This is a genomic window from Spiribacter salinus M19-40 (assembly GCF_000319575.2).
GTDB classification, from domain to species: Bacteria; Pseudomonadota; Gammaproteobacteria; order Nitrococcales; family Nitrococcaceae; genus Spiribacter; species Spiribacter salinus.
This window is the reverse complement of record NC_021291.1, coordinates 551010-563625: the sequence shown is the minus strand read 5'-3', so window position 1 is coordinate 563625 and position 12616 is coordinate 551010. Positions and strand designations below refer to the sequence as shown.

The window sequence follows — 12616 nt, the reverse complement described above, 5'->3', positions numbered from 1 at the left end:
ACGGCCGATGACCGCCCGCCTCAGGCCTCGCCAGTGACGTTCACATGCACCGCGGCATTAACGTCGGCATGCAGATGCAGCTCAACCGAGTACTCGCCCAGCGCCCGAATCGGCCCGTCTGGCATGCGCACTTCGTGACGCCCCACCTCGACGCCGGCTGCAGTCACGGCATCCGCGATGTCCTGCGGACCCACGGAACCGAACAATTTGCCCTCGTCACCGGCATTGGCAGTGATGCTTACCGTCAATGCCTCAAGTTGTTCCGCCCGTTTATTGGCTGTCGCCAGGTCTTCAGCCGCCTTGCGCTCAAGCTCAGCCCGCTGCGCCTCGAAATAGGCAACGTTCTCTGCCGTCGCCGGCTTTGCTTTACCCTGCGGAATTAGGTAGTTACGGCCATAGCCGTTGCGCACTTTAACCGTGTCGCCCAACCCGCCGAGATTGGCCACTTTTTCAAGCAGAATGACGTCCATCTTTACTATCCCCGACTGTCTGTCTTTTCGATTTTACGTTGCGGGCGCAAAGCGCGCCCGGAAATCTACAAATGTATCGACCAACCCAAGCATCGCGGCCGGTCGAAGCATCAATGGCAGGATCAGGTAAAACCCGATCAGCCAGCCTGTATGCCAGCCCCGCCGCGCGACGAGCGCGTGGGCGACGGCCAGCGCCTGAAGCAAAAAGATGGCCCCCAGGATCAGCCCGACATCGGCCAGTAAACCCGGGCCCGTGATCCATCCACCCAGGACCGCGATCAATGCGACACCCGCGAACCATGCAGCAAAACGCAGCGAATGAAACTCGCTGCGAAACCCGCCTGGATTGTACAGCAGGGCCTGCCACCAGCGCCCGAGCAACAAACAGACTGTTGCGATCGCCAGCATATTGCTCACCCATAGCCCCGTGAGGCGGGGGGCAAGCTGCGCTGCGGCCTGTTCCCACTCCGCGCCCGGTTGACCGCCGCTCAGCATCTGCGCCAGAGACTGAAGCGTGCCCTGCCAAAACGCCGCTGGATCACCATGCAGCGCGTAAAAACTGACGACACCCACGGCCGCTAAACCAGCGCCGGTCTGTAGTGTGGTCGGCAACGACACGGTCTGGCGCAGGATCTGCGCCAACGCAATCACGGGCATCCAGATCAGCGCCAGGGGCTGGAGGATCGCCATGGGTGTGCCGAGCAGCACGGCATACAGGGGTAGCAACACCGCGCTGGCTCCGGCCAGGACGATCAACGCCTCGGCGAGACCCCGGCGCAGCGTGATGAGTGCCAATATCCCGCCGCTCACCCAGAAGAGCAGCGGGAGCGCTGCACCCAGGGCGACCACACCAATGGCACCCAGACGGGTGCGCATGACAAAGCCAAGAAAGGCGCTCATCGTTGGCCGTGCTGGCGCCTGCCTAGTGGCTGTCGGTGTAAGGCAACAGCGCGAGATACCGCGCCCGCTTGATCGCGGTCGAGAGCTGGCGCTGGTATTTCGCACGCGTACCCGTGATGCGGCTGGGCACAATCTTGCCAGTTTCGGTGACGTACTGACGCAGCGTGTTGAGATCCTTGTAGTCGATCTCTTTCACGCCTTCCGCTGTAAAGCGGCAATATTTCCGACGTCGAAAAAAGCGGGCCATGGTCTACATCCTCTAAGCTGTTTCCGTCAGGCGCGTCAGGCGCTTGACACTAATAATAAGGGGGTCCGTTTCTGCGTTTCGCTGACGGGCGCGGAGCATTAATCCGGCCACGCTGACCAACTCACCCACGGTGAGTTCGCTCAGCGTCTCGGCGATGGGCGACCCGGCAGCACGAAGGCCCACCCGAAATCGCACCCATCGCTCCACACCGGCCTCAAGCTGTGATGACTCGTGCTCGAGGAGCGCTCTGGCGATCGGCACACCCGCCGGGGAGTGCCGCAGATCCGCTGGATCGACCAGCCGACCTGTCAGCTCGACCTGATTGGTCACTCGTCCTCTTCGGCTCCGATCGGCTCAAGATCATCGTCAGCGGCGTCCTCGAGCTCATCGGCCTCGTCAGCCTCATCGGCGTGATCGTGACGATCCGCCTCCTCGTCCCGACGCGATGAACGCTCGCGCTCTTCCTCCTGGCTTTTTACCAGGTGGGACGGATCAGTCTCTGCCTGATCCCGGGCGAGTACCATGTTACGAATCACCGCATCGTTGAAGCGGAACATCGACTCGAGCTCTTCGATGTCGCTCGGCTCACACTCGACGTTCATCAGAACGTAGTGGGCCTTGATGAGCTTATTAATGGGATAAGCGAGCTGGCGCCGGCCCCAATCCTCGAGCCGATGGATGTGTCCACCGTTGCCCTCGATCAGGCCTCGATAGCGCTCGATCATGGCCGGGACCTGGTCGCTCTGGTCCGGATGGACCATAAAGACAATTTCATAATGCCGCATTGTGGCTCCTTTCGGATGATCCGGAATGATTCCGGGATAAGCCACCCGCCATTCGCGGGCAGCAAGGAGTAGCCGGATTACACTGGCTAGCCGTGCAGTATAGTCAACCGGGCGCAGCCATGAAAGCGCTGCGTTGCCGCACGGCCTCGAACAGCAGGACGCCCGCCGCAACCGAAACATTCAAACTCTCAACATGACCCGCCATGGGAATGGCGACAAGGGTGTCGCAGTGCTCGCGCGTGAGGCGTCGGAGTCCCTTCCCCTCCGCGCCCAATGCCAGGGCCAACGGTCCGGTAAAATTCGCGCGACTCAGTGGCTCAGCCGCTTCATCGGCAGCACCCGTTAGCCAGATCCCGCGATCCTTCAACCCGCGCAGACATCGGGCGAGATTGGTGACCTGATAAAACGGCATCGCCTCCGCCGCGCCCGCTGCGACACGATGAACCACCGGCGTCAGACCGACAGCGCGGTCTCGCGGTGCAATCACCGCATCAACACCCGCAGCATCCGCCGTGCGCAGACAGGCCCCCAAATTATGCGGGTCCTGAACTTGGTCAAGAATGAGCAGAAACGGGGCATGGCTCAGCCGATCGAGATGCGCGGCGAGATCCGCATCGCCACGCGGCGAGGCCCCCTGATAGGCCAGGACGACCCCCTGATGAGAGACATCCGGGAGCAGCCGCGCGAGCGCTTTTGCATCGCTCTCCTGTACGGGGCAGCCGGCTCCCTCAAGCTGTTCCCGCAACTTTACAAGCCGTGCGTCACGGCGGCGCCGATCGACCCAGGCCTCAATGGCGCGGGTCGGGTCGTAGCGCAGCGCAGACTGAACCGCCTGCAGGCCGCCGATCAGCGTACGCTGGCTCATCGCCGTCGGCGTCGACGGCCCTTGCGACGCGGCTGCTCCGACTGTGGCAGCGGCTCACCGTCGGGACCCAGCGGATGGGCAACAGGATCAAAGTCCAGCTTGCCGTCATCCACATTCACCTTCATCAGCCGCACACGGATGCGGTCTGTCAGCCGGTATTCCTTTCCGGTCCGCTCACCCACCAGGCGGTGGCCAATCGGGTCAAAATGGAAGAAATCCTGCTCGAGATTGGTGATATGGATGAGTCCATCGACAAACAACTCATCGAGCTCAACAAACAGCCCGAACGAGGTCACACCACTGATGACGCCGGTGAACTCGCCACCTACCCGATCCGCCATGAACCGGCATTTCAGCGTCATGATGGCATCCCGGCTCGCCTCCTCGGCACGCCGATCGGTCATGGAGCAATGCTCCCCGACGGTGACCAACTGATCCTCGGTGTACTGGAATGACGTCACCGGCTCCCCGCTCAGTATGTGTTTGATGGCGCGATGCACGATCAGGTCGGGGTAACGCCGGATGGGGGAGGTGAAGTGCGCGTACGCATCCAGGGCCAGGCCAAAGTGGCCGGCATTGTCGGGGCGGTACTCCGCGGCCATCATCGAGCGCAGCATGATGGTCTCGACCAGATGCCGGTCTGAGCGCTGGCGGATTTCCGAGATCAGCGCCGCATAGTCCGCCGGCGTTGGCTCATCGCCACCGCCTAGTTTCAGCCCCGTCTGCTCAAGGAACTGACGCAGATTCTGAAGGCGCTCGAGCGCTGGTGGCTCGTGGACACGATAAAGTGCGGGAATACGGTGCCGGCGCAGATAACGTGCCGTGGCCACATTCGCCTTGACCATGCACTCCTCGATCAGCCGGTGGGCGTCGGTACGCTCCGCCGGGTGGATATCGGCAACCTGCCCTTCCTCAGTGAACTCAAGCACGGACTCGCTCGAGTCAAAATCGATGGCACCGCGTTTTTCGCGATCACGACGCATGGCATGAAAGGCGCCGTACAAATGCTCAAGATGCGGAAGGAGATCGGCATGCTCACGCCGAAGCGACGGGTCACGATGCTGCTCGATGGCATCAACTTCCTCGTAAGTCAGGCGCGCAGCCGAGTTCATCACGCCTTCAAAGAACTCGGCATCCTTGAGATCGCCGTCCTGATCAATGTGCATTTCACAGACCATGCACAGCCGGTCGACTTTCGGGTTGAGTGAGCACAGACCGTTGGAGAGCACTTCGGGGAGCATGGGGACGACGTTACGAGGGAAATAAACCGAGTTACCGCGCTCAGCGGCCTCGGTATCCAGAGGCGAACCCACCGTGACGTAGGCTGCAACATCAGCGATTGCAACCAGTAGCTTCCAGCCGTCTTTCAACGGCTCGCAGTAGACGGCATCGTCAAAGTCGCGGGCATCCGCGCCATCGATGGTCACCAAGGGCAGGTCGCGCAGATCTCTGCGTCCCTTTTTATTGGCCTCGGGTACTTCCGTGCCGAACTGCTCACTCTCAGCCAGTACCTCCTCAGGCCACTCCACCGGGATCCCATGGGTCCGCGCGGCCACCGTGATCTCATCCCCCTCGGCGATCTCGGTGCCGAACACCTCAATGATTCGGCCAATCGGCTGACGACGCTGCGAGGGCTGATTGACCACCTCAGCTGTCACCAACTCACCATGGCGCGCATTGGCGCGGCCATCGGCAGGGATAATCAGATCCTGATGCAAGCGCTTGTTGTTGGGCACCACAAACCCGATACCCGACTCCTCGTAGTACCGACCGGCAATCTCGCGATTGGCATGCTCAATGATTTCAACCAGCTCACCGGTGGGGCGGCCCTGCTTATCCTGGCCGGCTAACCGAACCACGACTCGGTCACCGTTGAGCAGCTGTTGCATCTCCCGGGGGGCCAGGTAGACATCCGAGCCGGGCCGATCCGGATGCACAACGCCCGAGCCGTCCGGTGCCGACCGGATTCGGCCGCGCACCAGCTCCTCGTTGTCCACCACGACATAACCGTTACGTCGGTTTCTTACGAGCTGGCCATCGCGCTCCATCGCCTTGAGTCGGCGGCGCAGCCCTTCGAGGGCATCTTCGTCATCGCCCAGGCCAAAGATTTCGGCGAGGTCTTTACGCGAGAGGGGGCGCGCCTGGGCCTCCAGCTGCTCAGTGATATATTCCCGACTGGGAACGGGGGCACCGTATTTCTCGCGCTCACGTTCAAGGTAGGGGTCGTTGCCGGGATCGGCACCATCAGAGGTTCGTTTAGACATGCCGCGCAGGATACGGCATGCGCGCCACAGTGCCTACACGCCGGGGCAGATTCGATTGACACCACCAAGGCCGGGCAGTATTCTCTGCCGCGCTGTCGGCCAGTTCTGGCCTGCACGGTAAAGCCCAGGTGGCGGAATTGGTAGACGCGCTAGCTTCAGGTGCTAGTGGGGGAAACCCCGTGGAGGTTCAAGTCCTCTCCTGGGCACCACCATCCCGATTGGCTAATTGCGGAAGACACGACGATTTCACCCGCGATCACTGCGCCCGATTGAAGCTCCATGGAAGCGCAGGTGACCCGGCCATCAATCGTTGCGGTATGTGTGGCCTGAAACACACGACAGTGCAAATCGCCATCAAACTGTCCGCTTAGCTTGACGGAATCAGCATACAGCTCACCATTTAACCTGCCGGGCTCACCAATCGTGACGCCGGCGGCCTGAACTTTGCCGTTGACATGTCCCTGAAGATGCAGACCGCCCGAACAAACGAGGTCCCCCGTCATAGCGGTCCCCTCACTAATGACCGACGGCTTTGCAGCTGAGGTTTTATTGAACATTGCGGGCCACCCGAAAGACGGCGAGCGGATCAATATGCCGATCGTTCACCCGAACCTCATAATGCAAATGGGCCCCGTCGCTGCGCCCGGTATTACCCATCAATCCAAGCCACTGGCCGCGCTCAAGCCAATCTCCCTCTTTGACGTCAATCTCCGAGAGATGAGCATAGACCGTTTGGATGCCCATCCCATGGTCGACCACGACCCGTTTGCCTGATAACCCATCGGTGCCGGCGAACACGACCTGCCCCCCACCAGCTGCTCGGATTCGAGGGTCATCCCAGGAGACCAGGTCGATGCCTTGATGGGCGACGTGCTCGCCCGTTACAGGATGCTCACGCAGACCAAAGGCCGAAGTCATCCGTCCGCCTTGCATGGGATTCAGATCCGGCAGATAGTCCCGAAAATGTTCGCTGCGCGCTACGGTCTGTAGCGAGCTCGGCAAATCTTCGGGAACATAGAGGTTCAAGAGCGCACCAACCCCTGCCGTATTCGACATCCCTCCCCCCCAGGACACTTCATCACCCAGGGCGAGATCGAGTGCCTTGAGGGGATCCGTATCAATGGTCGCGAACTCCTCATCGAGCGACCGGGTGTAGTGATCGACGGCTCGGCGGGTAAATTCGACGTACAAACGAAACGCGGAGGCCGTATCGCCAATGAGATTGTCCACCGAGTCCAGCCCGGCCACCGGATCCGCCTGATCAGGCGCGACTTGGCCCTCAGTGACGCGATTAGCCGTTGCAAAAACGCCGTCAATGGCCGTTCCAAGCGTTTCTGCGCGTGCCTCAAGCGCTGCGAGCTCGCCATCAAGCGATGCGTTCACCGTCTCCAAGTGCAGGCTGCGGCCTAAGAACCCCAATGCCACCAAGGCAATCACCACCGCCAGTAGAGACAATCCACGCCGCTGTCGATTGAGCGCTTGAGCCTGTCCCGATAGCCACTCATTCATATCTTCGCGGGCCAGTTCGATGTGCTCGACACCGTCATCAGTGAGCACAATGACCTGGCTTGAGCCACGCTCGCCAAGCCCGGCATGCAATTGCTGCAGCTCCGGGCTCAGCGTCGCTGGCTTAGCCATCCTGCTCACCCGAGGTCACTTCCTCCGAGCGATCCTGAACAGCGGTGAGATAGGCCAGGGAGCCGTCAGCATGGGTGGTCTCTCGGGGCTCGGCTTTGTTGAGCGTACCCTCGATCTGCGCCCCCGCCTCGATCTCCAGCGTCTCGTACTCGACCGAGCCGCTAACGGACGCACTCGAGCGTAGCGCCAGCGTCTTTGCAACGATGCGCTCGCTAACATGCCCCTCAAGGTCGACGTTGCGGCCATCGAGACTGCCTTCGATCCGTCCGCCCGGCCCGACACGAACGTCATCACCTCGCACATCGCCCTCGATGGTCCCGTGCAGCCGAAGCAGTCCGGGGGCGTGCACCTCGCCGACCAGGCGCACACCCTCACCGACGATCAAATCATTTTTATCTGACGAGTCCATTGCTATCCCTCACATAAACTCACTTTTTCTGACTACTCGAAAAGAGTGACGCCAAAAAAAGCTGGCGACAAGTCCTCACTCGCTCAGAGGACATGCGTTATGACAGGACAGTAAGGAACTCAGACTTCGAAAGGATGACGCCGGATGATGGTGTCCTTGCGATCAGCGCCCGTTGAAACAATATCAACGGGTACACCGCAGAGCGTCTCGATGCGCTCGAGATAATCGCGGGCAGCGCTCGGCAATTCGTCATAGTTCTGAATGCCAAGCGTTGAGCATTGCCAACCGGGCATCTCGACATACTCCGGTTCGCACTCGGCGAGGGCCTCTGCGCCGGTAGGCAACACATCACTGCGTTGAGCACCACAACGATAGCCCGTGCAAATTCTGAGCGTGTCCAGCTCATCGAGGACATCGAGTTTGGTCATGCACAGTCCGGAAAGACTGCTGATCTGAACCGCCCGGCGCATGGCCACGGCATCAAACCAACCACAACGCCGCGGCCGACCGGTTGTCGAGCCAAACTCGTGCCCGCGCCGGGCCAGATGCTCTCCGAGATCATCCAGGAGTTCTGTCGGGAACGGACCCGCGCCCACCCGCGTTGTATAGGCCTTGGTGATACCCAGCACGTAATCGAGATCAAGCGGACCCACACCCGTGCCCGTCGCTGCCGCACCCGCCGTGGTATTCGACGAGGTCACAAACGGGTAAGTGCCCTGATCAATATCGAGGAGCGTTCCTTGCGCTCCCTCGAAAAGCAGATGATCGCCCTGCTGCCGGTGGACATGCAGTAAATGGCTCACATCCGCCACCATCGGCTCAAGCTGCTCAGCCAGCGCAAGACACTGTTCCTGAATCGCCTGGAAATCCTGGCCGACCTCGCCGTAAAACTGCTTGAGGATGAAATTGTGGTAGTCGAGAAGCTCGCCAAGCTTGGCAGCCAGACGTTCGCGGTGAAACAGATCGCCGACGCGCAGCCCACGCCGAGCCACTTTGTCCTCGTACGCGGGGCCAATCCCCCGCCCGGTTGTACCGATGGCGGCCTTCCCCCGTGCCTTCTCCCGCGCCTGATCGAGGGCGACATGTGAGGGCAGAATAACGGGGCAAGCCGGGCTGATCCTGAGCCGTTCCCGGGCCGGTACCCCCGACGCCTCCAGTGTGGTGATCTCCTCGAGCAGCGCTTCGGGAGAGAGCACAACACCGTTCCCGATCAGGCAGAGCACATCGGCGCGGAGCACGCCCGACGGAATCAAGTGAAGCACCGTTTTGACGCCATCAATCACCAGCGTGTGCCCGGCGTTATGCCCCCCCTGAAAACGCGCGACGGCAGAAACGCGATCCGTCAGCAGATCCACGATCTTGCCCTTGCCCTCGTCGCCCCACTGAGAGCCGATCACTACCACGCTTCTTGCCATTGGATTCCCCGTCGTTCCTAGAGCGGCTCGACCCGCCATTGCCCGCTATCGTCCTCGACCAACCGCCGATCACACCCCATCGCCGCCGCCGCGTGCTCATGACCAGGCAGCAACCAGACCACCACGTCACCAGCTTGCCGATGCGCGCGAATCGCTGCTCTGAGCGCCTCGTTGGCACTCCATGGCGCCCCGATCGCCCCCTCAACGAACGACTGACTCCCCTTCGTCGGCCCAATCGCCTTCAGCAATGCCTTTAAGTCGGTACTAAAGCCGGTGGCTGGCCGAGCCCGGCCGAATACCGCACCGATGTCGTCGTAGCGCCCGCCGCGTGCAAGCTCAAGCGACTCCCCCGGCGTATAGGCCGCAAACACGACCCCTGTGTGGTAGCGATAACCACGCAGCTCGCCCAGATCAAAATGCAGCGTCAATGTCGGCGACCAGCGCTGGAGTGACTGCGCAATCGTGCTCAGGGCATCGAGCGCCTCCATCACCGAAGACGGCGCGCCCGCCAATACCCGCCGCGCCTCATCCATCGTCTCGGACCCGCCGCTGAGCGTGGCCAGGGCAGAGAGGCGGTCACGGTGCACGGCGTCAACTTGCAGGGTATCCATCAAGGCCTGGATATCCGCTGTCGCCTTGCGCTGCAGCGCATCCCACAGCCGGGCCTCATCGTCCGCTTCCAGGCCGGCGTCACGGGCTAGTGCACGAAAAATACCCACATGCCCCAGGTCCAGGTGGAGGCTCTCGATCCCGGATGCATAGAGCACCTCGGCCATTAACGAGATCACCTCAATGTCACTCTCAACGCCGGCATGGCCATACAGCTCGGCGCCCATCTGAAGCGGGTTACGCGAACCCGCCGGTTCGTCGGGCCGAGTCCGTAAAACGGTTCCGGTGTAGCACAAACGCACCGGGCCCTCTTGTCGAAGCTGATGCGCATCGATGCGGGCCGCTTGCGGCGTAATGTCCGCCCGTACGCCCATCATGCGGCCACTTAACTGATCCGTCAGTTTGAACGTTTGCAGATCAAGGTCGTGGGCGGCGCCGGATAGCAGCGACTCCAGATATTCAATCGTCGGTGGCATGATCAGCGCGTAACCCCACCGGTTGCTGATCTCAAGAGCCGTCCGGCGAAGCGCCTCCAGCTCGCTGGCGGCTGGCGGTAGCAGCTCTTCAACCGAATCCGGCAGGAGCCAGGGAATATCCACGCCACCTGGCTTATTGCTCATCCCCAACTCCTTCAGCGCACCCAATAGAGCAGCAGCAGACCAGCCGCCATGCTCACCATGCCTCCGTATCGAAGGCGACGATCGTTATTCTGAACAATGGAGAATAGCGCTTTTCGCAGGGTTCGCGGGCTCAAGAAGGGTAAAATACCCTCGATAATCAGCACCAGCGCCAGTGCTGTAACCAAATCCTGCGTCATGACAGCCCCACTGACGAAAGGAGGCCCGGGACGCGACGCCTTTCAGCACCTCGCCCCGGGCCCAGGTTCAAGTCAGTCCTGCGGACCACCTTGGTCGAAATATCGGAAAAAGTCCGAATCCGGTGAGAGCACCATGACATCGTCTTCGTCCTGGAAAGCACTCTCGTAAGCGTTCAGGCTTCGGTAGAACCGGTAGAACTCTTCGTCCGCCTCGTAGGCATTGGCGTAGATCGCCGTCGCGTCCGCATCCGCGCTACCGCGAAGCTCCTCTGCATCACGCCGGGCTTCGGCAAGAATCTCCGAACGCCGCCGGTCAGCGGCAGACCGGATGCGCTCAGCCTCTTCCTGACCCTCAGCACGGAACTCACGGGCGACCCGCTCACGCGCGGCGACCATGCGATTAAAGACCGACTCACTTACGCCCTCTGGCAAATCCACGCGCTGAATGCGCACATCCACCACTTCAATGCCGAGGGAGCGGCCCGCCTCAAGGGCATCCTCTGTCAGGATGTTCATAATCTCAGCGCGATCACCCGAGATCACATCCTGCACCGTGCGCTTACCGAACTCGTTACGCAGCCCGTCACGGATGATCTCCGAGAGCCGAAGGTTCGCCCGGGTTGGGTTGGCCTGCACGGTGACGTAGTACTGCTCCACGTCATCGACCCGCCATTTCACGAACGCATCGACGATCACGTTTTTCTGCTCACTGGTCAGAAACCGTTGTGGATCCTCATCGAGGGTCTGCACCCGCGCATCAACCTTGCGGACGTTGTTAACGAAGGGAATCTGAAAGTACAGGCCTGGCTCAAAGTCGACATTGACGACCTCACCCAGCCGGAACTTCAGCGCTCGCTGTGTCTCATGGACAGTGAAGGTCCCGAAGGTGATGCCAACGATGAGCAGCACCAAGATAACGGCACCCAGAGTAGAAATACGATTCATCAGCGTGTCTCCCGCATCCGCAGCTGACGGCTGGACGAGCTGCTCGAAGAGCCGCTCGATGAAGAATTCTGAGCCGTTTCACCGCTACTGCTTGGGCCATCGGCATTGCCAGTGGAACCCTGAGTATTGGCGTTACGCATCATTCGATCGAGCGGGAGGTACATCAACGGCTGGCTGGATTCCACATCGATCAGCACCTTGCCGCTGCGCTGCAGGACCCGCTCCATGGTGTCGATATACAGCCGATCCCGCGTCACACCCGGGGCCTTGGCATACTCGGCCAATTGCTGAGAAAAACGACTGGCTTCACCCTCGGCGCGCTGGACAATCTGCGCTACGTACGCGCCAGCCTCTTCCCGAACTCGGGCAGCCTCACCCTCAGCCCGCGGAATGACCTCGTTGCGATAGGCCTGTGCCTGATTGATCACACGCTCACGGTCCTCACGCGCCTTGATGGCATCCTCGAAGGCGTCCTGCACCTGCTCGGGTGGCTGGACGTCCTGGATGACGACCTCGAGCACCTCGATACCAGGCTCGTACACCCGCAACGCCTCATTGATCAGATCGCGGGTGGACTGGGCAACCTCCGCCCGGCCCTGTGTGAGCACGAAATCCATGGCCCGCTTACCCACGACTTCGCGCAGCGCGCTCTCCGTGAGCTCTTTCAACGTTTGCTGAGGATTAACGAAGTTGAATATGAAATCCGCCGCATCCGAGACCTGATACTGCACCGCGAGCTGAACATTCACGATGTTCTCGTCCTCAGTCAGCATCAATGCCTCGTCCAGAACGGCCCGGGTCTGCTGGGGCGATGTCGCCTGATAACCCACCGTAATACGCCGACGGGACGACACATCGACCACTTCCACCGAGTCGACTGGATACGGAACGTGCCAGTGCGGCCCGGGCATCGCCGTGCTGTGATACGCGCCAAACCGCGTCACAACGCCTCGCGTCCCCTCGTCAACGATGTAGATGCCCGAGAGGGCCCAACCGGCAAGCACCAGCCCGACGATGATGCCGATGCCCTTTTTGGACGGCCCCTTCGGCCCATCGCCACCACTCCGACTGCTCCCACCACTGCTGCGGCCGCCGCTTCCACCGAACAGACCCTCAATACGGGATCGGACTTTACGGATCGCTTCATCGAGGTCGGGCGGGCCTTGTTTGCCGCCGTTACCCCCGCTTCCGCCGCCGCTCCATGGGTCGCGGTTGCCACCACCGGGTTCATTCCAGGCCATGCAATTCTCTC

General features: G+C 61.1%; 14 protein-coding genes, 1 tRNA gene and 1 pseudogene. 1 reads left to right on the top strand and 15 read right to left on the bottom strand.

Going from position 1 to position 12616, the window contains the following annotated elements; translation table 11 throughout:
• Positions 1-20 precede the first annotated feature (20 nt).
• The 7 genes from rplI to rnr all read right to left on the bottom strand — a co-directional run bounded on the left by rplI (position 21) and on the right by rnr (position 5531).
• A complete protein-coding gene (rplI, locus tag SPISAL_RS02800) occupies positions 21-470 on the bottom strand; it encodes a 50S ribosomal protein L9 (RefSeq protein WP_016352961.1) in 450 nt (149 codons plus the stop codon).
• Positions 471-503: 33 nt separating this feature from the next.
• Positions 504-1370: a hypothetical protein gene (locus tag SPISAL_RS02795; protein WP_016352960.1), complete on the bottom strand. Its 867-nt coding sequence runs from the start codon at positions 1368-1370 to the stop codon at positions 504-506.
• 22 nt (positions 1371-1392) lie between these two features.
• A complete protein-coding gene (rpsR, locus tag SPISAL_RS02790) occupies positions 1393-1617 on the bottom strand; it encodes a 30S ribosomal protein S18 (protein ID WP_016352959.1) in 225 nt (74 codons plus the stop codon).
• Between the two features lie 12 nt (positions 1618-1629).
• On the bottom strand, positions 1630-1947 hold the full coding sequence (gene priB / locus SPISAL_RS02785) for a primosomal replication protein N (RefSeq protein ID WP_016352958.1): 318 nt from the start codon (positions 1945-1947) through the stop codon (positions 1630-1632).
• A complete protein-coding gene (gene rpsF / locus SPISAL_RS02780) occupies positions 1944-2402 on the bottom strand; it encodes a 30S ribosomal protein S6 (RefSeq protein WP_016352957.1) in 459 nt (152 codons plus the stop codon). The genes priB and rpsF overlap by 4 nt, the downstream gene beginning before the upstream one ends.
• Before the next feature lie 103 nt (positions 2403-2505).
• Positions 2506-3267, bottom strand: a complete 762-nt coding sequence (gene rlmB / locus SPISAL_RS02775; protein ID WP_016352956.1) for a 23S rRNA (guanosine(2251)-2'-O)-methyltransferase RlmB — start codon at positions 3265-3267, stop codon at positions 2506-2508.
• Positions 3264-5531 (bottom strand): ribonuclease R, encoded by a 2268-nt coding sequence (gene rnr / locus SPISAL_RS02770; protein ID WP_016352955.1) that lies wholly within the window; start codon positions 5529-5531, stop codon positions 3264-3266. Before rnr ends, rlmB begins: the two co-directional genes overlap by 4 nt.
• Positions 5532-5653: 122 nt before the next feature.
• On the opposite strand from rnr, the gene SPISAL_RS02765 reads away from it, so the two are divergent.
• Positions 5654-5740 (top strand) — tRNA-Leu (locus SPISAL_RS02765).
• A gap of 45 nt (positions 5741-5785) precedes the next feature.
• Here the strand turns inward: SPISAL_RS02765 and SPISAL_RS09050 are convergent.
• From SPISAL_RS09050 to hflK, 8 genes and pseudogenes are all read right to left on the bottom strand, one after another.
• Positions 5786-6088: pseudogene (locus tag SPISAL_RS09050) on the bottom strand (bactofilin family protein); the annotation flags it as partial.
• Complete coding sequence (locus SPISAL_RS08650) at positions 6078-7169, bottom strand: M23 family metallopeptidase (RefSeq protein WP_016352954.1); 1092 nt, start codon at positions 7167-7169, stop codon at positions 6078-6080. The gene SPISAL_RS08650 and the pseudogene SPISAL_RS09050, both read right to left, overlap by 11 nt.
• Entirely contained in the window at positions 7162-7578 is a 417-nt protein-coding gene (locus SPISAL_RS02755) for a bactofilin family protein (protein WP_016352953.1), read from the bottom strand. Before SPISAL_RS02755 ends, SPISAL_RS08650 begins: the two co-directional genes overlap by 8 nt.
• Positions 7579-7697: 119 nt before the next feature.
• A complete protein-coding gene (locus SPISAL_RS02750; protein WP_016352952.1) occupies positions 7698-8993 on the bottom strand; it encodes an adenylosuccinate synthase in 1296 nt (431 codons plus the stop codon).
• Positions 8994-9010: 17 nt separating this feature from the next.
• A complete protein-coding gene (locus tag SPISAL_RS02745; RefSeq protein WP_016352951.1) occupies positions 9011-10222 on the bottom strand; it encodes an ATP phosphoribosyltransferase regulatory subunit in 1212 nt (403 codons plus the stop codon).
• A gap of 11 nt (positions 10223-10233) precedes the next feature.
• Positions 10234-10419, bottom strand: coding sequence for a DUF2065 domain-containing protein (locus SPISAL_RS02740; RefSeq protein WP_016352950.1), 186 nt, complete (start codon positions 10417-10419; stop codon positions 10234-10236).
• A gap of 72 nt (positions 10420-10491) precedes the next feature.
• Positions 10492-11364 carry a protease modulator HflC gene (gene hflC / locus SPISAL_RS02735; RefSeq protein ID WP_016352949.1) on the bottom strand — a complete coding sequence of 291 codons (873 nt, stop codon included), beginning with the start codon at positions 11362-11364 and terminating at the stop codon, positions 10492-10494.
• Positions 11364-12605 (bottom strand): FtsH protease activity modulator HflK, encoded by a 1242-nt coding sequence (hflK, locus tag SPISAL_RS02730; RefSeq protein ID WP_016352948.1) that lies wholly within the window; start codon positions 12603-12605, stop codon positions 11364-11366. Before hflK ends, hflC begins: the two co-directional genes overlap by 1 nt.
• Positions 12606-12616: the final 11 nt, after the last annotated feature.